General features: G+C 72.3%; 21 protein-coding genes. 12 read left to right on the top strand and 9 right to left on the bottom strand.

From position 1 onward, the window contains the following. The first annotated feature begins 33 nt into the window (after nucleotides 1–33). From ASF78_RS02830 to ASF78_RS02820, 3 genes are read left to right on the top strand one after another with little or no spacing between them, the layout of a single operon-like run. Nucleotides 34–804: a DUF3710 domain-containing protein gene (locus tag ASF78_RS02830; RefSeq protein WP_056584687.1), complete on the top strand. Its 771-nt coding sequence runs from the start codon at nucleotides 34–36 to the stop codon at nucleotides 802–804. Continuing rightward, nucleotides 801–1169 (top strand): OB-fold nucleic acid binding domain-containing protein, encoded by a 369-nt coding sequence (locus tag ASF78_RS02825; RefSeq protein WP_056584684.1) that lies wholly within the window; start codon nucleotides 801–803, stop codon nucleotides 1167–1169. The genes ASF78_RS02830 and ASF78_RS02825 overlap by 4 nt, the downstream gene beginning before the upstream one ends. Then, the gene (locus ASF78_RS02820; RefSeq protein WP_056584681.1) at nucleotides 1162–1920 is read left to right on the top strand and encodes a DUF3159 domain-containing protein; all 759 of its coding nucleotides are present in this window, start codon (nucleotides 1162–1164) and stop codon (nucleotides 1918–1920) included. Before ASF78_RS02825 ends, ASF78_RS02820 begins: the two co-directional genes overlap by 8 nt. Here ASF78_RS02820 and ASF78_RS02815 read toward each other — a convergent pair. After that, nucleotides 1853–2527, bottom strand: coding sequence for a TrkA family potassium uptake protein (locus tag ASF78_RS02815; RefSeq protein ID WP_056584678.1), 675 nt, complete (start codon nucleotides 2525–2527; stop codon nucleotides 1853–1855). The genes ASF78_RS02820 and ASF78_RS02815 overlap by 68 nt on opposite strands. Next, the gene (locus ASF78_RS02810; RefSeq protein WP_056588024.1) at nucleotides 2524–3174 is read right to left on the bottom strand and encodes a TrkA family potassium uptake protein; all 651 of its coding nucleotides are present in this window, start codon (nucleotides 3172–3174) and stop codon (nucleotides 2524–2526) included. Before ASF78_RS02810 ends, ASF78_RS02815 begins: the two co-directional genes overlap by 4 nt. Before the next feature lie 98 nt (nucleotides 3175–3272). Between ASF78_RS02810 and ASF78_RS02805 the strand changes: the two genes are divergently transcribed. The 7 genes from ASF78_RS02805 to ASF78_RS02775 all read left to right on the top strand — a co-directional run bounded on the left by ASF78_RS02805 (nucleotide 3273) and on the right by ASF78_RS02775 (nucleotide 11790). Continuing rightward, the gene (locus tag ASF78_RS02805; RefSeq protein ID WP_056588022.1) at nucleotides 3273–5276 is read left to right on the top strand and encodes an APC family permease; all 2004 of its coding nucleotides are present in this window, start codon (nucleotides 3273–3275) and stop codon (nucleotides 5274–5276) included. Next, the gene (locus ASF78_RS02800) at nucleotides 5266–6534 is read left to right on the top strand and encodes a class I SAM-dependent RNA methyltransferase (protein ID WP_056584673.1); all 1269 of its coding nucleotides are present in this window, start codon (nucleotides 5266–5268) and stop codon (nucleotides 6532–6534) included. The genes ASF78_RS02805 and ASF78_RS02800 overlap by 11 nt, the downstream gene beginning before the upstream one ends. Nucleotides 6535–6615: 81 nt before the next feature. Further along, a complete protein-coding gene (locus ASF78_RS02795; protein ID WP_056584669.1) occupies nucleotides 6616–6786 on the top strand; it encodes a hypothetical protein in 171 nt (56 codons plus the stop codon). A 200-nt stretch (nucleotides 6787–6986) separates the two neighbouring features. Beyond that, on the top strand, nucleotides 6987–9731 hold the full coding sequence (gene acnA, locus ASF78_RS02790; RefSeq protein ID WP_056584666.1) for an aconitate hydratase AcnA: 2745 nt from the start codon (nucleotides 6987–6989) through the stop codon (nucleotides 9729–9731). Nucleotides 9732–9818: 87 nt separating this feature from the next. After that, nucleotides 9819–10505: a hypothetical protein gene (locus ASF78_RS02785; RefSeq protein WP_056584663.1), complete on the top strand. Its 687-nt coding sequence runs from the start codon at nucleotides 9819–9821 to the stop codon at nucleotides 10503–10505. Further along, nucleotides 10502–11143 (top strand): hypothetical protein, encoded by a 642-nt coding sequence (locus ASF78_RS02780; protein WP_156374013.1) that lies wholly within the window; start codon nucleotides 10502–10504, stop codon nucleotides 11141–11143. The genes ASF78_RS02785 and ASF78_RS02780 overlap by 4 nt, the downstream gene beginning before the upstream one ends. Further along, on the top strand, nucleotides 11140–11790 hold the full coding sequence (locus ASF78_RS02775) for a hypothetical protein (protein ID WP_056584657.1): 651 nt from the start codon (nucleotides 11140–11142) through the stop codon (nucleotides 11788–11790). The genes ASF78_RS02780 and ASF78_RS02775 overlap by 4 nt, the downstream gene beginning before the upstream one ends. Here the strand turns inward: ASF78_RS02775 and ASF78_RS02770 are convergent. Genes ASF78_RS02770 through ASF78_RS02740 form a run of 7 tightly spaced genes read right to left on the bottom strand, consistent with a single transcriptional unit; the run spans nucleotide 11787 to nucleotide 18235 of the window. After that, on the bottom strand, nucleotides 11787–13106 hold the full coding sequence (locus ASF78_RS02770) for a hypothetical protein (protein ID WP_156374012.1): 1320 nt from the start codon (nucleotides 13104–13106) through the stop codon (nucleotides 11787–11789). The genes ASF78_RS02775 and ASF78_RS02770 overlap by 4 nt on opposite strands. Nucleotides 13107–13150: 44 nt before the next feature. After that, on the bottom strand, nucleotides 13151–14044 hold the full coding sequence (locus ASF78_RS02765; RefSeq protein WP_056584651.1) for an arginase family protein: 894 nt from the start codon (nucleotides 14042–14044) through the stop codon (nucleotides 13151–13153). 29 nt (nucleotides 14045–14073) lie between these two features. Then, nucleotides 14074–14508, bottom strand: a complete 435-nt coding sequence (locus tag ASF78_RS02760; RefSeq protein WP_056584648.1) for a DUF1801 domain-containing protein — start codon at nucleotides 14506–14508, stop codon at nucleotides 14074–14076. Between the two features lie 20 nt (nucleotides 14509–14528). Next, entirely contained in the window at nucleotides 14529–15398 is an 870-nt protein-coding gene (locus tag ASF78_RS02755) for an aminoglycoside phosphotransferase family protein (protein WP_056584645.1), read from the bottom strand. Nucleotide 15399: 1 nt separating this feature from the next. After that, entirely contained in the window at nucleotides 15400–16086 is a 687-nt protein-coding gene (locus ASF78_RS02750) for a CoA pyrophosphatase (protein WP_056584642.1), read from the bottom strand. Next, entirely contained in the window at nucleotides 16083–16775 is a 693-nt protein-coding gene (locus ASF78_RS02745) for a type 1 glutamine amidotransferase (protein WP_056588019.1), read from the bottom strand. The genes ASF78_RS02750 and ASF78_RS02745 overlap by 4 nt, the downstream gene beginning before the upstream one ends. 5 nt (nucleotides 16776–16780) lie before the next feature. Then, nucleotides 16781–18235, bottom strand: a complete 1455-nt coding sequence (locus tag ASF78_RS02740) for a GuaB1 family IMP dehydrogenase-related protein (RefSeq protein ID WP_056584638.1) — start codon at nucleotides 18233–18235, stop codon at nucleotides 16781–16783. Between the two features lie 178 nt (nucleotides 18236–18413). Between ASF78_RS02740 and dxs the strand changes: the two genes are divergently transcribed. Continuing rightward, nucleotides 18414–20297: a 1-deoxy-D-xylulose-5-phosphate synthase gene (gene dxs / locus ASF78_RS02735; protein WP_056584635.1), complete on the top strand. Its 1884-nt coding sequence runs from the start codon at nucleotides 18414–18416 to the stop codon at nucleotides 20295–20297. A 141-nt stretch (nucleotides 20298–20438) separates the two neighbouring features. Further along, nucleotides 20439–22712 carry a formate C-acetyltransferase gene (gene pflB / locus ASF78_RS02730; protein WP_056584632.1) on the top strand — a complete coding sequence of 758 codons (2274 nt, stop codon included), beginning with the start codon at nucleotides 20439–20441 and terminating at the stop codon, nucleotides 22710–22712. The last annotated feature ends 4 nt before the right edge of the window (nucleotides 22713–22716 follow it).

The following is a 22716-nucleotide window of genomic DNA, read 5'->3' as shown; positions in this document are numbered from 1 at the left end:
ATGCGTGCGAGCGCGTCGAAGAGGAGTGAGCACGTGGCGCTGTTCCGGCGTGGTGGGAAGGATCCCGCCCCCCAAGACGCGGTGGAGACCGACATCGACGAGACGACCGCGGTCGACGTCGGCGACGAGGTCGACGACGTCCGGCCCGGCCCGGTCGAGCGGACGGGTGGTCCGTGGGACGCGTCGCAGGTCGACGACGACGTGCCGCGCGTCGACCTCGGTGCCATCCTCCTGCCGGGCGTGCAGGGCATGGAGCTGCGGATGGAGATCGACAAGGCGACGAACGTGGTGTCGGCCGCCTCGATCCTCCTGGACGGCTCCTCGCTGCAGGTGCAGGCGTTCGCCGCACCCCGCACCGACGGCATCTGGGACGAGATCCGCGCCGAGATCGCCGAGTCCGTGACCCAGCAGGGCGGGTCGGCCGACGACCTGCCGGGTCCGTTCGGCCGCGAGCTGCTCGCGCGGCTCCCCGTCCGGACGCCCGAGGGGCGCACGGGGCACCGGCCGGCCCGGTTCGTCGGTGCCGACGGTCCGCGGTGGTTCGTGCGCGGTGTCATCACCGGCCGCGCGGCGGTCGACCCGTCGGCCGCGACCGCGCTCGAGCAGCTGTTCGCCGGCATCGTCGTGGTCCGGGGGACGGACGCCCGCCCGCCCCGTGACCTGCTCACGCTGCATCTCCCGGGACCGGGCACACCCAACCTGAAGTCCTCCGACGAGAACGGTCCGGAGGAGGTCCCCGAGACGCCTGCGGCTCCCGCCTTCGACCCGCTGACCCGCGGCCCGGAGATCACGGAGATCCGATGAGCCTCAAGGAGCGCCTGAAGAAGGCGGTCGCGTCCCAGGCCGAGATCGAGGCCGACGAGGAGCGTGCCGACGCCCACCGCTCGGTCGGGTGCACGCCCGTCGACCAGCTGGCGGACCGTTCGCGCGCCAGCGTCTCCGGCGTCATCCGGTCGGTCACCCTGCGGCCGCGCGAGGGTGTGCCTGCCCTGGAGGCGGAGCTGTACGACGGCAGCGGGGCGCTCGACCTGGTCTGGCTCGGGCGACGTGAGATCGGTGGCGTCACCCCCGGTCGCCGGCTGAAGATCGAGGGCCTCGTGTGCCTGATCGACGGTCGCCGGACGGTGTTCAACCCTCGCTACGAGCTCAGGCCGCGTCCCGGTGAGTGAGCCGGAGCGCAGGGACCCGGAGGACGTCCTCGCCGCCGTCGACGACGGCACAGACCCGCAGGACGGCCCCGCGCGCGGCATGAAGGTGCTGTCGTCCGACACCTTCTCGGCGTCGGACGCCGTCGGCGGGGTGCGCGGGATCGTCGAGTCCGTGGCGCCCGGCATGCTGTTCGTCGTCGTCTACGTCGCGACCGGGCAGCAGCTCATGCCGGCGCTCGTCGTCGCCCTGGCGGCAGCGGTGGTGACCGTCGTCGCCCGGCTCGTCCAGCGGCAGTCGCCGACGCAGGCGTTCGGGGGCTTCCTCGGCGTCGGGATCGGTGTGCTGTGGGCGTGGCGGACCGGTGACGCGAAGGACTTCTTCGCCTACGGGCTGTGGGTGAACGTCTCGTGGTTCCTCGGGACGCTGCTGACCATCGTGATCGGCTGGCCGCTCGTCGGTCTCGTCGTCGGCCTGTTCTCGAAGGCCGGCCCGCTGAACGAGGGCGGGTCGTGGGCCGGGGCCGTCGCGTGGCGACAGGACCGCCCGCTGCGGAGGCGCTATGCGCTCGCGACGGTGCCGTTCGTCGCGCTCTTCGGTCTGCGCCTCGCGGTGCAGCTGCCGCTCTACTTCAGCTCCGAGGTCACCTGGTTGGGCACCGCGAAGCTCGTCATGGGCGTGCCCGGAACAGCCCTCGCGCTGTGGGTCAGCTGGCTGCTGGTCCGCGGGTCAACAGCTCCTCGAGAGCAGCCTCGTCCGCTTCCCGAGCAGTGACGAACAGCAGCTCGTCCCGGCCCTCGAGCGTGTCGTCGGGGCTCGGGGCGATCGGCCGTGCATCGCGCACGATGCACGCGAGGACCGTGTCGGTGGGCCACTCGATCTGACCGACGCGCACCCCGGCCAGCGGCGAGTCGTCCGGGAGCGTGAGCTCGAGGATGTCGGCACGGGACTGGTGGAACGTGAAGATGCGCACGAGGTCGCCGACGGTGACGGCCTCCTCGACCATCGCCGTCATGATCCTGGGCGTGGAGACGGCCACGTCGACGCCCCACGCCTCGTCGAACATCCACTCGTTCTTCGGGTTGTTCACGCGGGCGACCGTGCGCGGGACACCGAACTCGGTCTTGGCCAGCAGCGAGATGACCAGGTTGGCCTTGTCGTCGCCGGTCGCCGCCACGACGACGTCGCACTCCTCGGTCTTGACCTGGCGCAGCGTGGGCAGCTCGCACGCGTCGGCCAGCAGCCAGTCCGCCTCGGCCACCTGCGAGACCCGCATCGCGGACGGCTGGCGGTCGATCAGGGTGACCTCGTGACCGTGCCCGAGGAGCTCGCGCGCGATGGAGCGGCCGACCGAGCCGGCGCCGGCGATGACGACCCTCACGCGGTCACCGCCGGGGCACTGGTGAGGATGCGTTCGACCAGGGCGGAGGTGTCCGCCCGCATGAGCACGTGCACGGTGTCGTTCTCCTGCAGGACGGTGGTCGACGTCGGCAGGAGTCCGTCGCCGTAGCGGGTCACGTACGCGATGCGGGCGCCGGCGGCGTCCTCGAGGGTGCGCAGCGGCTTGCCGACCCACCCCGGGTGGACGTCGACCTGGGACAGCTGGATCTGGCCGGAGGCGTCCCGGTACTCGTCCGTGGCGCCCATGGGGAGCAGCCGGCGCAGGACCTGGTGGGCGGTCCAGCGGACCGTCGCGACCGTCGGGATGCCGAGCCGCTGGTAGATCTCGGCGCGGTGCGGGTCGTAGATCCGGGCGACGACGTTCTCGATCCCGAACGTCTCGCGCACCACCCGGGCGGCGAGGATGTTCGAGTTGTCGCCGTCGGACACGGCCGCGAACGCGAACGCCTCCTCGATCCCCGCCTGCCTGAGGGTGTCCCGGTCGAACCCGAGCCCGGTGACCTTGTTCCCGCCGAACTCGGGGTCGAGCCGCCGGAACGCCTCGGGGTTCTGGTCGATGACGGACACCGAGTGCCCGTTGTCCTCGAGGCTCTTCGCCAGCGTCGCACCGACCCGGCCGCATCCCATGATCACGAAGTGCACAGTGCGGCACGCTATACCGTGCGTCGCGCTGCGCGTCGCGCCTGTGGTGTAAGCGGCGGTTCACGGGCCTAGCATTGCGGATCGTGTCGGACCTCTCGGATGCCGCCAAACGCCTGTTGCTCGGACGTCCCGTCCGCAGCGACCGGCTCGGTCACACGCTCCTGCCGAAGCGCATCGCGCTCCCGGTGTTCGCGTCGGACGCGCTCTCGTCGGTGGCGTACGCGCCCGACGAGATCCTCCTGACGCTCTCGCTCGCCGGGATGGCGGCGCTCGTCATCTCCCCGTGGGTCGGCCTCGCCGTGGTCGCGGTGATGGTCGTCGTCGTCGCGTCGTACCGGCAGAACGTCCACGCCTACCCGTCCGGCGGCGGCGACTACGAGGTCGCCACGACGAACCTCGGCAAGAACGCCGGTGTCACCGTGGCCAGCGCGCTGCTCGTGGACTACGTCCTGACGGTCGCCGTGTCGATCTCCTCGGGCGCCCAGTACGCCGCGTCCGCGTTCCCGGCGCTGCGCGGGCACGAGGCGACGTTCGCGATCGGCCTCGTCGTGCTCCTGACCGTCGCCAACCTGCGGGGGGTGAAGGAGTCGGGCAGCCTGTTCGCGCTGCCGGTCTACCTGTTCATGCTGGCCATCGGTGCGATCGCCGTCATCGGCTCGATCCAGCTGCTCACGGGCAACCTCACGATGGCGGAGAGCTCGGGCTACGAGCTGGCGCCGGACGCCGCGTTCGACCAGGGCCTCACCGGGCTCGCCGGGTTCTTCCTGATCCTGCGGGCGTTCGCGTCCGGGTGTGCCGCCCTCACGGGTGTCGAGGCGATCAGCAACGGCGTGCCGGCGTTCAAGAAGCCGAAGTCGAAGAACGCGGCGACGACCCTGGCGCTGCTGGGTGGCCTCTCGATCGTGATGATCATGTCGATCCTGCTGCTGTCCCGGGCGACCGGGGTGGTGTTCGCCGACGACCCGCAGACCCAGCTGCTGGACAACGGCGTGCCGGTGGGGGAGAGCTACGTGCAGCACCCCGTGATCAGCCAGCTGTCGTCCGCGGTGTTCTCGGGCGTGCCGGTCGTCGCGGTCCTCGTGGCCATCGTCACCGGGCTCATCCTCGTGCTCGCGGCCAACACCGCCTTCAACGGGTTCCCGGTGCTCGGCTCGATCCTCGCGCGCGACGGCTACCTGCCCCGCCAGCTCCACACGCGTGGCGACCGGCTGGCGTTCTCCAACGGCATCGTCACCCTCGCGCTCGTCGCGATCGCGCTCATCTGGGCGTTCGACGCGCAGGTCACCCGGCTGATCCAGCTCTACATCGTGGGCGTCTTCGTCTCGTTCACCGTGAGCCAGCTGGGCATGGTCCGGCACTGGACACGGCACCTGCGCACAGAGCCGGACCCGGCCAGGCGCACGCGGATGAAGCGGTCCCGGGTCATCAACTCGGTCGGCCTGGCGATGACCTCGACGGTGCTCGTCGTCGTGCTCGTCACGAAGTTCACGCACGGGGCCTGGATCGCGATCCTGGCGATGGTGATCATCTACGTCCTCATGCAGTCCATCCACCGCCACTACGCCCTGGTGCGCGCCGAGCTGGCGCTGGGCACCGACGCCGAGGCCGCCCGGGCGCTGCCCAGCCGCGTGCACGCGATCGTGCTGGTGTCGCACCTGCACCGGCCGACGATGCGCGCGCTGGCCTATGCGCGCGCGTCGCGCCCGCAGCTGCTGGAGGCGCTGACCGTCGGGGTCGACCCCGAGGACGTCGTTGTGCTCCGCGAGCAGTGGGAGGCGCTGAACATCCCGGTGCCGCTGCGGGTGCTCGACTCGCCGTTCCGGGAGATCACCCGTCCGGTGCTCACCTACGTGCGCTCGATCCGACGCGAGAGCCCGCGCGACCTGGTCGTGGTCTACATCCCCGAGTACGTGGTCGGGCACTGGTGGGAGCAGCTCCTGCACAACCAGTCGGCGCTGCGGCTCAAGGGCCGGCTGCTGTTCACGCCGGGTGTCGTCGTCGCGTCCGTGCCGTGGCAGCTGGCGTCCTCCGAGGGGCAGACGGGGCTGGAGGAGCCGGTCCGGGGTACGGTTCCGCGTGGCTACTGAGACGTCTTCCGACAGCACGGCCCAGCTCGTCGAGCTGGAGGTCGGCCCCGTGGCCCACGGCGGGCACTGCGTGGCTCGTCACGAGGGCCGCGTCATCTTCGTCCGGCACACCCTCCCGGGCGAGCGCGTCCGGGCGCGGCTGACCGACGCGGGGGAGACCGCGAAGTTCTGGCGTGCCGACGCGGTCGAGGTGCTGGAGGCGTCGCCCGACCGGGTCGAGTCCGCGTGGCCCGCGGCCGGCGCCGGTGGCGTGGGCGGTGGGGAGCTCGCGCACGTGTCCCTGGCGGGCCAGCGGGCGTGGAAGACGGCGGTGCTCGCCGAGCAGCTGCGTCGTCTGGCCAAGCTCGACCTGGAGGTGCCCGTGCAGGCGGCTCCCGGTGACGACGAGCGCGGTGGCCTGGGGTGGCGTACGCGCATCGACCTCGTCACGGACGCCGAGGGTCGTGCAGGCATGCACGGCTTCCGGTCGCACGACATCCACCTGCTGGACTCCATGCCGCTGGCCGGCGACGCGATCGCGGCGCTCGACCTGTTCGGCCGTCGCTGGTCCGGCGGCGCGCGGGTCGAGGCGATCGCCCCGTCGAGCGGCGACGCACCCCTCGTCCTGGTCGACGGTGCGCCGTTCGACATCGGCCGCGGACGGATGGACGGCCGGCCCAACGCCCGCACGGCGGTCAAGGAGCACGTGCGGCACGGTGCGGTCGGGTACGACTTCCGGGTGGCAGGTGCGGGCTTCTGGCAGGTCCACCGCGAGGCGCCCGAGCTGCTGGTCGCCGCGGTGCTGGCCGGCCTGGGTGACGTCGACGGGGCCGCGGTCCTCGACCTGTACTCCGGTGCCGGTCTGTTCACGGCGCCGCTGTCCGACGCCGTGGGGGAGAGCGGTGAGGTGATCTCGGTCGAGGGCGACGCACGAGCCGTGAAGGACGCCCGTCGTAACCTCCACGACCGTCGCAACGTCGAGCTGCACGCCGGGGACGTCGCCCAGGTGCTCACCGGGCGCGTCGACGCCGACTCCGACGTGGTGCACGCGGACGCCGTCGTGCTCGACCCGCCGCGGACAGGTGCCGGCCGCAAGGTCGTCGCCGGGATCACCGAGCTGCGTCCCGAGCGCGTGGTCTACGTGGCGTGCGACCCGGCCGCGCTGGCCCGCGACATCGCGCTCTTCGCCGACGCCGGGTACGCCCTCGCGGACCTGCAGGCCTACGACCTCTTCCCGATGACGCACCACGTCGAGGCCGTGGCCGTCCTGACCCGCTGACTGGGTGCGGGGCCCGGGGTGCCGGACTAGCGTGGAACGCGTCGCCGGACCGGACCCGGCCCGGCAGGGAGGAGCGACACCGTGAGCGACAAGGACGCGGTCAGCCGGCTGGCGGAGGCCAAGCGGCTGGTCACCCAGGAGCTGCACAAGCAGGGCACGCCCGAGTACGACCCGCGGTCGCACGAGCGTGCGATCGAGGCGGAGCGCAAGGCGCAGGACGCTGTCGACGCGGAGCAGGCCGCGCGGAGCTGAGCGCGGGTCCCGCGGGCCCCTGCGCACGCGCCACGCCCGACGTGGACTCGCGTGCGCAGGGGCCCGCGAGCATGTATCTTGATGTCGAGATAAATCGCGACCCCGGCCACCTAGGCTGAGAGGTCGCACCGCCCAGCGGTCCGGGTGACTACCCATCCCCGGCAGCACCACCGGCAGACTCGCCAGCGAAGGAGCCCCCCGTGAGCAGCGTCGACAGCTTCGGTTCGAAGGGAACACTCGAGGTCGGTGACGCCTCGTACGAGGTGTACCGGCTCTCGGCCGTCCCGGGGGTGGAGCGCCTGCCGTTCAGCCTCAAGGTCCTCGCCGAGAACCTCCTGCGGACCGAGGACGGCGCCAACATCACGGCCGACCACGTGCGCGCCCTCGCCGAGTGGGACCCGGACGCCCAGCCCGACACCGAGATCCAGTTCACGCCCGCCCGCGTGATCATGCAGGACTTCACCGGCGTGCCGTGCGTCGTCGACCTGGCCACCATGCGCGAGGCCGTCGTCGAGCTGGGCGGAGACGCCAGCCGGATCAACCCGCTGGCCCCCGCCGAGCTCGTCATCGACCACTCCGTGCAGATCGACGTCGCCGGTCGCGCCGACGCGTTCGAGCGGAACGTCGCCCTCGAGTACGAGCGCAACTTCGAGCGCTACCAGTTCCTGCGCTGGGGCCAGACGGCGTTCGACGACTTCAAGGTCGTCCCGCCCGGCACCGGCATCGTGCACCAGGTGAACATCGAGTACCTCGCCCGCGGTGTCATGGTCCGCGACGGCAAGGCCTACCCCGACACGTGCGTCGGAACCGACTCGCACACCACGATGGTCAACGGCCTCGGCGTGCTCGGCTGGGGCGTCGGCGGCATCGAGGCCGAGGCGGCCATGCTCGGCCAGCCCGTGTCGATGCTGATCCCGCGCGTCGTCGGCTTCAAGCTCACCGGCACCATCCCGCTCGGGGTCACCGCGACCGACATCGTGCTCACCATCACGCAGAAGCTGCGTCAGCACGGCGTCGTCGGCAAGTTCGTCGAGTTCTACGGCGAGGGCGTCGCCGCCGTGCCGCTGGCCAACCGCGCGACCATCGGCAACATGAGCCCCGAGTTCGGCTCCACCGCCGCGATCTTCCCGATCGACTCCGTGACGATCGAGTACCTGCGTCTGACCGGTCGTTCCGAGGAGCAGCTCGCTCTGGTCGAGGCGTACGCCAAGGAGCAGGGCATGTGGCTCGACCCGACGTCGGAGGGCTATGTCCAGCCGGTGTTCTCGGAGTACCTCGAGCTCGACCTGTCCACCGTCGTGCCGTCGATCGCCGGCCCGAAGCGCCCGCAGGACCGCATCGAGCTGTCGCGGGCCAAGGAGCAGTTCCAGCGCGACCTGCCGACGTACGCCCCCGAGGTCACCAACGGGGTCGACGAGGCCGAGCGCGAGTCGTTCCCCGCGTCCGACTCGCCCGCGATCACGTCGTCGGCGACCCGCGTCTACCCGACGACCGACACCCAGGGCCGGTCGTTCGACCTGTTCCACGGCGCGGTCGCGATCGCGTCGATCACCAGCTGCACCAACACGTCGAACCCGTCCGTGATGATCGCTGCGGCCCTCGTCGCGAAGAAGGCGGTCGAGAAGGGCCTGACGGCGAAGCCGTGGGTCAAGACGTCGATGGCGCCGGGCTCACAGGTCGTCACCAACTACTACGAGAAGGCCGGCCTGTGGCCGTACCTCGAGAAGCTCGGCTTCCACCTGGTCGGCTACGGCTGCGCCACCTGCATCGGCAACTCCGGCCCGCTCGACGAGAAGGTCTCGGAGACCGTGCAGGAGCACGACCTCGCGGTGGCCGCGGTCCTGTCCGGCAACCGCAACTTCGAGGGGCGGATCAACCCCGACATCAAGATGAACTACCTGGCGTCCCCGCCGCTGGTCATCGCCTACGCGCTGGCCGGGACGATGGACTTCGACTTCGAGGCGGACCCGCTGGGCCGTGACGAGGCCGGTCAGCCGATCTTCCTGCGGGACATCTGGCCGACGCCGGACGAGGTCCAGTCCACGATCGACGCGTCGATCGACCGCGCGATGTTCACCAAGGACTACGCGGACGTGTTCAGCGGGGACGACCGGTGGCGCGCGCTGCCGACGCCCGAGGGCGACACGTTCGAGTGGGACCCCCAGTCGACGTACGTCCGCAAGCCCCCGTACTTCGAGGGCATGCAGGCCGAGCCGGCGCCGGTCGTGGACTTCCACGGGGCTCGCGTGCTGGCCAAGCTGGGCGACTCGGTGACCACCGACCACATCAGCCCGGCCGGCTCGATCAAGGCCGACAGCCCGGCGGGCCTCTACCTGGCCGAGCACGGGGTGGGTCGGCGTGACTTCAACTCCTACGGCTCGCGCCGCGGCAACCACGAGGTCATGATCCGCGGCACGTTCGCCAACATCCGCCTGCGCAACCAGCTGGTCCCCGGGGTGGAGGGCGGGTTCACCACGAACCTGCTCACCGGTGAGCAGTCGTCTATCTACGACGCGTCGCAGGCCTACCAGGAGGCGGGCATCCCGCTGGTCGTCCTCGGCGGCAAGGAGTACGGCTCCGGCTCGTCGCGCGACTGGGCCGCCAAGGGCACCAGCCTGCTGGGCGTCAAGGCCGTCATCACCGAGAGCTTCGAGCGGATCCACCGCTCGAACCTCATCGGGATGGGCGTCCTGCCGCTGCAGTTCCCGGAGGGTGAGTCGGCCGACTCGCTCGGCCTGGACGGCACGGAGACGTTCGACATCACGGGTGTGACCGCGCTCAACGAGGGCACCACGCCGCGCACCCTGGCCGTCACGGCGACGAAGACCGACGGCACGGTCGTCGCGTTCGACGCGGTCCTGCGCATCGACACCCCCGGCGAGGCGGACTACTACCGCAACGGCGGCATCCTGCAGTACGTGCTGCGGTCGCTCGTCAAGGCCTGACACACCCGCGTCACCGCGAGCCCGGTCCCCGTCCACGCGGGCCGGGCTCGCGGCGTCCGTGGCTGCGCGGGCCTTACACTCGGGCGCGTGTCCGGACCCGCCGCCCCGCCCGACCTGCGCGCCCGTGCGCGGCAGAGCGGCAGCAAGGTCGCGCGTCGCGCCCTCGACCAGCCGCTGCGGCGCATCGGGATCGGCGGTGCGGTCGTGCTCCTGGCGGTCACGGCGGCGTTCGGCGGTCTGCGCGAGCAGACGCAGGACGGCCCCGAGGTGCTCGTGGTCGACGCCCCCGTCGACGTCGCGCCGTTCGAGCTGACCGTGCACCGCGTCGTGTGGACCACGGAGCTGCCGGGGCAGTACCTGTCCGAGGACGGCAACCGCTGGGTGGGGGTCGTCACCACCGTGCGCAACACGACCGACGCGGGTGTCCTGGGGAACACCCTGGGCGACGCACTCACGCTCACCGACGTCGACGGCCTCGTGCAGAAGCCCGGGACGCTGACCCCGGGTGTGGCGGCCAGCTCGATCGCGCTCCTCGAGGACGGCTCGTCGCTCAGCCCCGTGCAGCCGGGTCTGACCTACGAGGCCGCGTTCCTGTTCGAGCAGGACGGGTCCGTCGCGCCGCCGACGAGCGCGACCGTGCTCGTGCAGCGGCAGACGTGGGGCACCGGCATCCTCGACGACACCGTCAGCTGGCGGGAGCCCACGACGACCCTGCGGGGCGAGCTCGACGTCCGCGAGGCCCGCTCGGACGCGGACGCGGAGGGCGAGTCGTGAGCGTTCCCGAGCCCACGGCACCGGTCGTTCCCGCCACCCGGGTGCGCCGGTCCCGCGGGCAGACCGTCGGCGCGGCTGCGGCCGTGCTCGCTGCACTGGCCGTCGGCCACGTCGTCGTCAGCGCCTTCCCGGTCGACGACCGCGTGTCGGCGCCGTTCGTCCGGCCGACGGTCGTCGGTGAGACGGTCGAGCTCCGCTACGCGCGGCTGACGGTCGGCGAACCGACCGGCTCGACCGTCGTGAGCCCCGCCGCCTCGTCGCTGCTCTCCACGCCCGGCGTGTTCCTCACGGTCCCCCTGACCATCGTGGCGAGCGGGCAGCCGCGCCTGCTCTCCTTCGCGGAGCTCCTCGGCGGCGACGGTCGCACCTACACGGTGTTCACGAGCGGACGCTCTTCGTTCCTGGCCGGGACGGCGCAGCCCGGTGTGCCGCGCTACGCCACCGTGAGCGTCGAGGTCCCGCCCGAGGCCCTGCCGGGCGCGCACCTGCGCATCGGGCTGAACCAGGAGGACCAGCGGGCCGACGACCTCGCCGACATCGACCTGGGCCTCACGCAGGCCGACGCGGACGCGTGGGCGGCGCAGGACACGCCCGTGCCGGTGCCCCCGCGCTCCGACGAGCCGCCGGAGCAGCCGTGAGCACCCCGACCGTCACGTCGCCCCGGGAGGCGCCCGCCGGGTGGTGGCGCCGCAACCGGTGGGCCCTGGTCGCCCTGCCCGTCGCGCTCGCCCTCGCGCTGGTCGCGTCGGGTGACCGCGTCCGCACCCTGTGGTGGGAGCAGGACCTGCGTCGCCCGACCACGGTCGCTGCCGGCGGGACCGGCGACTTCCACCAGCGGGTGTACGACGGCGTGGGCGGCACCCTGCCGATCGACGTGCAGGTGCGCCTCGACGAGGTCGGTGACGCGACGACCCTGCCCGACGAGATGGAGCTGCCGGACGGCACCCGAGCGGTGCAGGTCGACCTGACCCTGAGCGCCGACCCGGACAGCGTGATCTCTGGGTGCGTGCTCGCGGTGCGCGACGCGAACGGCGCGCGGTACGACTACGTGGCGAACGCCTGGGGTGCGTTCCAGGCCGTGATCCCGTGCGTCCCCGAGGACACCCCCGGTCCGCGGGCGTCGTTGGGCGAACTCGACGACAAGCTCAGCGACCCCGAGGAACCACCCCGCCCGGACACGTGGTCCGTCTCCCGGGTGGTCGTCGTCCCCGAGGGGACCGAGGTCACCGAGGTGGTGCTGTGGTGGCAGAAGCCGCAGTACCTGCTGCTCGAGGTGCCCGGCTAGACCTCGGTCCCGACCGGCTCCGGTGTCGCGGCGGCCGCCTGGCCCGCGAGGATGCGGTCCACGCCGGCCGCGAGCAGCGCCATGGTCACCGTCAGGCCGACGGCGGTCGCGACGGAGGCCACCATGGGCACGAACGCGAGCCACGTGAAGAGAGCCTGCGGACCGACGACGGCCCGGCCGAGCAGGAGGATCCCTTCCTCGATGCGGGTCGCGGCGAGGAACGCGAGCGCGAACACCAGCATGGGCCCGAGTCCGGCGACCGCGAGACGGCGCAGCCCGTCGGTGAGTGCGGTGAAGCGGCCCCGGACGTCGCCGACGACGGGTGCGGCGGCCTCGGTCGTCCAGCGACGCACCGGGGCCGGCACCCGCTGCCACGCGGCCAGGCGAACGCGCGGCCGCAGCGGCGCCGGTGCCGCCAGCTTGTGCCCGTAGACGACCGCGCCCACGGTGAGCCACGCGAGCGGGATGACGACGAGGTCGTCGAGGTTGCCCAGCACGCCGGCCACCACGTCGACGACGGCGTCGACCGGCGCGGCGACCGGGCCGAGCGCGTCGAGCGCGGTGAGCCACCAGTCCAGCACGATCGACACGGCACGCCGGCTCTCGACCCACGACCAGAGCTCGTCGAGGAGGTCCGACGCGACCGCCGCCACGGCCAGCAGCCAGAACGCCTCGACATACGCACCGGCGAAGGCGAGCGCACGGCGGTGGCTCCGCCCCTCCCACCGGCCGAGCAGCCAGCGGAGCACGACCGCCACCACGACGAGGGCGATCAGGCTCCACCCGGTGGCGAGCTCAGCGAACCCGCCGTCGGGACGCTCACCGGTCAGGGAGAACCCGTTCTCCCGGAACTCCCGGAACGCCGCCGTGTTGAGGAACCTCGACCGGTCCTCGTCCAGCAGCCCGTACGACGCGTACAGCGCGAGGAACGGGACGAACACCGAGGCGAGCACGTCGACCAGGCCGCGCTCGTGCCCGGACGCGGCGTCCGCGGGGCCGCGCGCCCGACCGATGGCGGCCAGCGCGGGCAGGTCACGGCGCAGCACGTGCAGCATGGCGACGATGCCGGCGACCATGCTCAACGGCGCGAGCACGAGCACCGCCCATCCGAGCGTGTTGTTCACGGTGGAGGCGTTGACGGCCGCCCATCCGGCGGCGTGCCGCGCGGCCACGGCGAGCAGCGCGATCACCAGCAGCAGCGGCCACGAGCGGACCCAGAGCCGTGCTCCCCGGGCCACGACGGCACCGAGGTCGCGCAGCCAGGGGCGCAGGCCGGAGGCCGGTGCGGGGGCGGCGGTGGTCGGGGCGTCGGTCACGGCGGACATCATCCCCTGCGGGACCTCCTCGTGGGGCCGTGGTCTCAGGAGGCGGGGGTGAGTGCAGCCTCCAGCAGGCCGACGAGGGTGCGCATCGACGTCGCGTGCTCGTCGTCGCGGTCGGGGTTCGCCTCGGCGACGACGAGGCCGGACCAGCCGGGGGTGGACACGAGCGCGGCGAGCAGGTCGGTCAGCACCGGCGGGGTCAGCCCCCTCCCGTACTGCGGGACGTCGGCGAGCGGCAGCGTGAACATGTCCAGGACGTCCACGTCGAGGTGCACGAGGAAGCCGGTGCCGACGGCGGCGACGGCGCGCCGTGCGGCGGAGCCCGGGTCCGCCAGGACGGACGACGCGGGGATCCGGACGGACGGGACGAGACCGTGCACGTCCTCCTCGTCGTCGGCGTACCCGACGAAGCACAGCCTGTCCGCGGTCAGGAGCGGGCGACGCGGCCCGAGCCCCGCGAGGGCGTCGTGGGTGCCCGGCAGGTCCAGCAGGTGAGCCACTCCCATCGAGTCCGCGATGGGCTCCTCCGGGTGGTCCGCGGCGAGCTGCAGGTCCTGCCCACCGTCGACGTAGACCAGACCCACGTCGAGCCCGGCGTCCGCGCACGCGGCGAGGACCGCGAGGGTCACCGTGCACTCGCCGCCGAGCACGACGGGGACCTGTCCCGCCGCGAGCACCGGCGCCAGCGCGGACCTGGCCTCCTGCAGGACCGTGGCGACCCGGTCCACGTCGTGGGGGTTGGTGCGTTCGGGCGGGTCGGGGCGCCAGCGGGCGGGCGTCGTGTCGCCGTGGTCGACCACACGACGACCGGAGCGTTCCAGGGCGGGGACCAGCCCCGCGGCGCGCAGGGCGGCGGGGGAGCGTTCGAGGCCGGGGGCGTGCGCGGCGGCGCTGGACGGCACCCCGAGGACACCCAGAGGTCGGTGCGGCACCCGGCCAGGCTAGGTGCGGGCGCCGACACTCACCCGGCGTTGCCGAAGCCCTCCGCGGTCACGACGGCATAGGAGCGGCGGACGGCCTCCTCGAGGACACCGAGATCGACCTTGTCGAGGTCCTTGATGTAGACGCAGCTCACCGAGCTCGTGTGCGGACCGAGGCGCGCGAGCAGGTCGGCGTGCGCCTCCACCCCGTCGGCGAGGTAGACCGTCGTCGAGGCCTTGCGCGGGGAGAACCCCGCGGCGATCGCGTCGCCCTGGCGGCCCGACGCGTAGCTGTAGTGGTAGCTGCCGAAGCCGACGATGCTCGGTCCCCACAGCTGCGGCCGTTCACCCGTCACGCGGCTCATCAGCTCGACCAGGCGGAGCGCGTCCCGGCGACGCACCGGGTGCTCCACGGCAGCGAGGAACGCGTCGACGTCTGCGTCGGTCGCGACGGTCTTGTTGGGCTCGTTCGCCATCGGACCAGTATGCCGCCGGGTCAGTCGGCGAGCGCTTGCGCGACCCCGTGCCGCCCGATCTCCGCGAGGGTGGGGTGGTCGACCGGGTGCATCTGGAGCACCACCGCCATGTGCAGCGCCCAGGCCTGCGCACGTCGCCACGTCGCGTCGTCGGGCGCCAGCCGCTCCCGGAACGCCGCTCGGCCGTCGGCGTCGAAGGTCAGCCACGCCGTCGACAGGTCGGACGCCGGGTCGCCGGACGTCACGTCGCCGAAATCGATGACCGCGCGCAGCCGGCCGTCGTGCACCAGGAGGTTGGCGGGGTGGGGGTCGCCGTGCAGCCACAGGGCCGGACCGTCCCACGGGGGGGCGGCGGCCAGGTCACGCCAGCGCTCGAGGATGCGGTCGGTGTCGGGCAGTGCGAGCTTCTCGAGCCGTTCGCGCAGCGGCTGCTCGCGCGGGGCGATCGGCACGCCGCGGTACGGGTTCACCGGGGCGTCGTGCGGGGCTGCGCGGTGCAGCGCGACGAACACCTCGGCCAGCTGCGACGCCCACCGCGAGCGGCTCGCCACGCCGGTGTGGTGCGCGGCGACGGCGTCGAACCACGGGACGACGCTCCACGGCCACGGGTAGGTGGACGACGGCATGCCGACGCGGACGGGCGTCGGTACGTCGACAGGGAGCCGGGGCGCGAGGACGGGCAGCCAGCGCTGCTCGTGGACCACCATCGGCGCGGCGACCGCCCGCACGGGGAACCGCGCGGTCAGGTGGTCGCCGACGCGCCACAGCGCGTTGTCCCATCCCGTGCCCGCCCAGGTCAGCGGCAGGCCGGCGAGGTCGGGATGCTGTTCGACCAGCAGCGTGCGCGCGAGGTCGGCCGTGACCTCGATCTCGGGGACGGGATGCACCACGTCAGCGGGCCTGCACGACGCGGTGCACGTCGTAGGGCACGGCCCAGCCGAGGGCGTCGAACATCCTCGCCAGGACGATGCCGGTGAACCCCCAGACCAGCACGCCACCGACGGTGAACGCGGGCGTGCGGACGGTCCGGCCCCAGCGCGTGTGCTCGACGCTCGCCCGGTTGGCCGGCTCCAGCAGGTCCGCCACCGGGATGCGGAACACGTCCACCGTCTCGGCGTGGTCGACGGCCGCGACCTGCGACGGTCGTGTCCACCACGCCGGGACGGGCGTGACCAGGTGGTTGCTCACGGGCACGGGCATCGACGGCAGGGTACCGAGGACCTCGACGCCCGACGCCTCGAGCCCGACCTCCTCGACCGCCTCCCGGAGGGCTGCCTCGCGAGGGCCGGCGTCGACCGGCTCGAGCCGGCCGCCGGGAAAGGCGATCTGCCCGGCATGGTGGCCGAGCGTCCGGGAGCGCCGCTGGAGCAGGACGTCGAGATCGCGGGCGACCACGGGGTCGTCGGTCCGCGACGGGGTCGCGTCGAGCACCCCGAACAGGACCAGCACCGCGGCCGGCCGGGCCGTCGAGGGGTCCTCCAGCACCCGGGCCGGGTCGACGCGCCAGTCGAGGCCCCGGGCGCACAGGTCGAGCAGCTCGGCGCGCGCCCCACGCACCTCCGGCGTCGGTCCCGTCATCCGCGAGCCCGCGCGAGCTCTCCGAACGCGGCGAACATCTTCGTCGCGGCGGGGACGAGCCCGGGCAGGTGCTCGGCGCCCGCCGCGCGGATCTCGTCGATCTCGTCGGGGGACAGGTCCCCGACCATGTCCGGGGTCGAGAGCCACAGGTCGAGCATCCCGTCGTCGAGCTCGGGGTGGAACTGCACGCCCAGTGCGCTGCCGGCCCGGAACGCCTGCACCGGCGTGGCCTGCGTCGAGGCCAGCAGCGTGGCTCCGACCGGCAGGTCGACGGTGTCGGAGTGCCAGTGCAGCACCGTCGGCCGCTCGCCGAGCGCGCCCAGCATCAGGTCCTCCGCCACGATGTCGACCGGCGCGAACCCGATCTCGGTGGCGGCGCGCAGGTGCAGCGGGGAACCGAGGGCCATGGCCAGCAGCTGCATGCCGAGGCACACCCCGAGCACCGGCACGTCGGCGTCGACCGCCGCGGCGAGCAGCCTGCGCTCGGCGGCCAGACCGGGATGACCGGCCACGTCGTCGGCGTCCATCGGACCACCCATGACGACCACCCCGGACACCTCGTCGAGGGCGGGGAGCCGGGCGTCGTCCAGGTCGAGGACGGTGCGGACGCGGACGGGTGCGTCGAGACCGCGCGCGATCAGCCCGGGGCCTTCGTGCGGGGCATGCATGACCACCAGGACAGGACGCATGCCGCTCACCAGCCGTCGGGCAGCGGGCGCCCCTCCTCGTAGCCCGCGGCCGACTGGATGCCGACCACGGCACGCTCGTGGAGCTCGTCGAGGGACGTCGCACCGACGTAGGTCGCCGCGGAGCGCACGCCCGCGGTGATGTGGTCGATGAGGTCCTCGACACCGGGGCGGCGAGGGTCCAGGAACATCCGGGAGGACGAGATGCCCTCCTCGTAGAGCGCCTTGCGCGCCCGGTCGAACGCCGAGCCGCCACGCGTGCGGGCGGCCACGGCACGCGCGGACGCCATGCCGAAGCTCTCCTTGTACAGGCGGCCGTTGCCGTCCTCGTGCAGGTCCCCCGGGGACTCGTGCGTGCCGGCGAACCAGGACCCGACCATGACCTGCGACGCGCCGGCCGCGAGGGCCAGGGCGACGTCGCGCGGGTGGCGGACGCCTCCGTCGGCCCAGACGTGCTTGCCCAGGCGACGTGCCTCGGCGGCGCACTCCAGCACCGCGGAGAACTGCGGCCGTCCGACGGCGGTCATCATGCGGGTGGTGCACATGGCCCCGGGCCCGACGCCGACCTTGACGATGTCCGCGCCCGCCGCGATCAGGTCCCGCGTGCCCTCGGCGGTGACCACGTTGCCGGCGACGACGGGGACCTGCGGGTCGAGCGAGCGGACCGCCCCGAGCGCGTCGAGCATCTTGCGCTGGTGCCCGTGCGCGGTGTCGACGACGAGGACGTCGACCCCGGCCTCCAGCAGCTCGAGCGCCTTCTGCTTGACGTCGCCGTTGATCCCGACGGCCGCGGCGACGCGCAGGCGTCCGTCGACGTCGAGGGCCGGCTGGTAGATCGACGACCGCAGCGCGCCCACCTGGGTGAGGACGCCGACCAGCTCGCCGTCGCGGACCACGGGGGAGAACTTGCGGCGCGAGACGTGCAGCTTCTCGAACGCCGCCTCGAGGCCGCGCAGACCGCCCTGCTCGACGATCGCGAGGTCCACCGTGGTCGGGTGGGCGGTCATGACCTGGTCGACCTGCGTGAAGCGGTCGACGCCCTGGCAGTCCGCCTCGGTCACGACACCGACCGGCTTCCCGTCGTCGACCACGACCGCGGCGCCGTGCGCGCGCTTGCCGATGAGGGTCAGCGCGGTGTGCACCGTGTCGTGCGGGCTGACGACGACGGCGGTCTCGATGACCGGGTGCCGCGCCTTGACCGAGGCGACGACCTCGGCGACGACGTCCGTCGGGACGTCCTGCGGCAGGACGGTGATGCCGCCGCGTCGGGCGACCGTCTCGGCCATCCGGCGGCCGGCGACGGCCGTCATGTTGGCGACGACGATCGGGACGGTGGTCCCGGTGCCGTCGACGGCCGTGAGGTCGACGTCGAAACGGGAGGTGACCTCGGAACGCGACGGGACGAGGAAGACGTCTCCGTAGGTGAGGTCGGAGGTGGCCGCGTGGCCGGGCAGGAAGCGCATGGGTTTCCCCCTTTCCGGTCCATGGTAGTCGGTCCGGCGGCCGTCTTCACGGGGCCTCCACACGGCCCTGACCTGCGTCAGCGCGTAGGCACCGCCGGGTCGGCCTACAGTGTGGACAAGCTTTCGGCGTCCGCACGGTGCGGCATCGTCGCCGCACACCGGAGGAGGAGGCACCACCATGGGTCAGCTGGACCGCATCAGCTCCCCGGACGACGTGCGCCGGCTCACCTCGCGCCAGGCCGACGACCTCGCCGCCGAGATCCGCACGTTCCTGGTGGACCAGGTCTCCCGCACGGGGGGGCACCTCGGACCGAACCTTGGCGTCGTCGAGCTGACGATCGCGATGCACCGGGTCTTCGAGTCGCCGCTGGACACCATGGTGTTCGACACCGGCCACCAGGCGTACGTGCACAAGCTCCTCACCGGCCGCCGCGACTTCTCGCAGCTGCGCAGCAAGGGCGGGCTGTCCGGGTACCCCAGCCGGGCGGAGTCCGAGCACGACGTCGTCGAGAACTCGCACGCCTCCACCGCGCTCAGCTGGGCCGACGGCATCGCCAAGGCCAACGAGCTGCAGGGCCGAGGTGACCGGCACGTCGTGGCGGTCATCGGTGACGGTGCCCTGACGGGCGGGATGGCCTGGGAGGCGCTCAACAACATCGCCGCCGGGCAGGACCGTCGTCTGGTGGTCGTGGTCAACGACAACGGCCGCTCCTACGCGCCGACCATCGGGGGCCTGGCGCACCACCTCGACACGCTGCGCACCACGCGCGGCTACGAGAACGTCCTCTCCTGGGGCAAGCGCACGCTGCGCCGGTCCGGCGCGCCGGGCCGTGCGACGTACGACGCGCTGCACGGCATGAAGCGCGGGCTCAAGGACGTCCTGGTGCCGCAGGGCATGTTCGAGGACCTGGGCATCAAGTACGTCGGCCCGGTGGACGGGCACGACGTGCGCGCTGTCGAGAAGGCCCTGCGCAACGCCAAGGCGTTCGGCGGGCCTGTGATCGTGCACGTCATCACCGAGAAGGGCCGCGGATACGTCCCGGCCGAGCAGGACGTCGCGGACCGGTTCCATGCGGTCGGCAAGATCCACCCGGAGACCGGGCTGCCCGTCGCACCGTCGCGGTTCGAGTGGACGAGCGTCTTCGCCGACGAGCTCGTGCGCATCGGCCGTCGGCGCCCGGACGTCGTCGCCATCACCGCGGCCATGCTCCAGCCGGTCGGGCTCGCCCCGTTCGCGGCGGAGTTCCCGACGCGGGTGTTCGACGTCGGGATCGCGGAGCAGCACGCCGCGACGTCCGCTGCCGGGATGGCCTTCGGGGGGCTGCACCCCGTCGTCGCGGTGTACGCCACGTTCCTCAACCGCGCGTTCGACCAGGTGCTCATGGACGTCGCGCTGCACAGGGCCGGCGTCACGTTCGTGCTCGACCGTGCCGGGCTGACCGGTTCCGACGGCGCGAGCCACAACGGCATGTGGGACATGGCGATGCTCGGAGTCGTCCCGGGCCTGCGGCTGGCGGCGCCGCGTGACGAGGAGACCCTGCGCGACGCGCTGCGCACCGCGGTCGACGTCGACGACGCCCCCACGGTCGTCCGCTACCCGAAGGGCGCGCTCGTCGACCCGGTGCCCGCCGTCGACCACCTCGACGGCGTCGACGTCCTGGCCCGGCACGACGGTCCGACCGACGCGCAGCACGTGCTCGTCGTCGGCTACGGCGCCATGGCGCCGACCGCGCTCGAGACCGCGGAGCTGCTCGCGGCGCACGGTCTGCGCGTCACTGTCGTCGACCCGCGGTGGGTCATGCCCGTCTCGGCGGCGCTCACCAAGCTGGTGGGGGACCACGACCACGTAGTCACCATCGAGGACGGCGTCGTCGACGGCGGCCTCGGGTCGCTGGTGGCGCAGCGGGCCCGCGAGGCAGGCATCGGGACGCCCGTGCAGGCCGTCGGGATCCCTCGCGCGTTCCTCGACCACGCCACCCGTGAGCAGCTGGTCACCGAGCTCCGGCTGCGGCCCGCGGACATCGCCCGGGACACCCTCGCAGCTCTCGGCCGGCCCGCCTGAGAGTGAGTCGTCCGTCCCATCGGTAAGGACGGCGACCCGGCTGTCGATCGGCTCACCAGGGACTTAGGGTCTTTCGTCCCGAGACATGGGATCACTGCCTCCGTAGCGTCGAGATATCGACCACCGTCGGAGGAGCAACAGATGTCCACCAGCACCCTGTCCGTGAACGCACCTTCCCAGCCCGCGCTGCAGCCGGCGTGGCGCGGCTTCGCCGACGGGCCCTGGACGGGCGAGATCGACGTGCGGGACTTCCTCCAGCGCAACTACACGCCGTACACGGGTGATGCCTCGTTCCTGGCCGGTCCCACGGCGCGCACGACGGCGATGTGGGCGCGGCTGACGGCGATGTTCCCGGCCGAGCGCGCCCGCGGCGTCCACGACGTCGACCAGCACACGCCGTCGACGATCACGTCGCACGCGCCCGGCTACATCGACCGGCACAACGAGCTGATCGTGGGCCTGCAGACCGACGCGCCCCTGAAGCGCGCGATCATGCCCAACGGTGGCTACCGGATGGTCGAGAAGGCGCTGGAGACCTACGGGTTCGAGCCCGACCCGGTCGTCGGCGAGATCTTCACCAAGTACCGCAAGACCCACAACGACGGCGTGTTCGACGTCTACCCGCCGGACGTCCGCGCGGCCCGCTCGGCGCACCTCATCACCGGTCTGCCGGACGCCTACGGGCGCGGTCGGATCATCGGCGACTACCGCCGGGTCGCCCTGTACGGCGTCGACGCGCTCATCGCCGCCAAGCGCACGGACCGCGCCGAGCTGGACCTCGAGCGCTCGTCGGAGCGGGTCATCCGTGACCGTGAGGAGAACGCCGAGCAGATCCGCGCGCTGGGCGAGCTCAAGGTCATGGCAGCGTCCTACGGCTACGACATCTCCGGTCCGGCGACGACCGCTCGCGAGGCCGTGCAGTGGCTGTACTTCGCCTACCTCGGTGCGGTGAAGGAGCAGAACGGTGCGGCGATGTCGCTGGGACGTACCTCCACGTTCCTCGACGTGTACTTGCAGCGCGACCTCGCCGCGGGCCGGCTGACCGAGCAGGACGCCCAGGAGCTCGTCGACGACCTGGTGATCAAGCTCCGGATCGTGCGGTTCCTGCGCACCCCCGAGTACGACGAGCTGTTCTCCGGCGACCCCACGTGGGTGACCGAGTCCCTCGGGGGGATGGGGCAGGACGGACGGACGCTGGTCACCAAGACCTCGTTCCGGTACCTGCAGACGCTCTACAACCTGGGACCGGCACCGGAGCCGAACCTCACGGTGTTCTGGACGGACCGGCTGCCCGACGGGTTCAAGCGGTTCTGCACGCAGGTCTCCATCGACACCTCCGCGCTGCAGTACGAGTCGGACGACCTCATCCGTGAGTCGTGGGGCGACGACGCCGCGATCGCGTGCTGCGTCTCGCCCATGCGCGTGGGCAAGCAGATGCAGTTCTTCGGCGCCCGGGTGAACCTGGCCAAGGCCCTGCTCTACGCCATCAACGGCGGTCGTGACGAGCTCACCGGCAAGCAGGTCGCCCCGGTCGCGCCGGCGGTCGCCGGTGACCTGCTGGACTACGACGACGTCGTCGCCAAGCTGGACGTGACCCTCGACTGGCTCGCGCAGACCTATGTCGACGCGCTCAACTGCGTGCACTTCATGCACGACAAGTACGCGTACGAGCGGCTCGAGATGGCGCTGCACGACCGGGAGGTCCTGCGGACGATGGCGTGCGGGATCGCTGGCCTGTCCGTCGTCGCCGACTCGCTCTCGGCCATCAAGCACGCCGAGGTGCACCCGGTCCGGAACGTCGACGGCCTGGTCACCGAGTACACGGTGGACGGCGACTTCCCCACCTACGGGAACGACGACGACCGGGCCGACGACATCGCCGTCCGGCTGGTCGAGACGTTCATGGCGAAGATCCGTCGCACCCCCACGTACCGCGAGTCGATCCACACGCAGTCGGTGCTCACCATCACGTCGAACGTCGTCTACGGGAAGTCCACGGGCGACACCCCCGACGGGCGCAAGGCCGGCCAGCCGTTCGCGCCCGGCGCCAACCCGATGAACGGCCGGGACTCGCACGGGATGCTCGCCTCCGCACTGTCCGTGGCGAAGCTCCCGTACGCCGAGGCGATGGACGGGATCTCGTTGACGTCGTCGGTGATCCCCACCGGACTGGGACGCACGCGCGACGAGCAGGTGACCAACCTGGTCGGCCTGCTGGACGCGTACATGATGTCGTCGGGCTACCACCTGAACATCAACGTGCTGAACCGCGAGACGCTCGAGGACGCGATGGAGCACCCCGAGGAGTACCCGCAGCTGACCATCCGGGTGTCGGGCTACGCCGTGAACTTCGTGCGGCTCACCCGTGAGCAGCAGCTCGACGTGCTGTCCCGCACGTTCCACGGATCGGTCTGACGCG

It is taken from the genome of Cellulomonas sp. Leaf334, assembly GCF_001424195.1.
In the GTDB taxonomy this organism is placed as follows: Bacteria; Actinomycetota; Actinomycetes; order Actinomycetales; family Cellulomonadaceae; genus Cellulomonas.
Note: the sequence above shows the minus strand (reverse complement) of the source record. Positions and strands in the feature narration are given on the sequence as shown.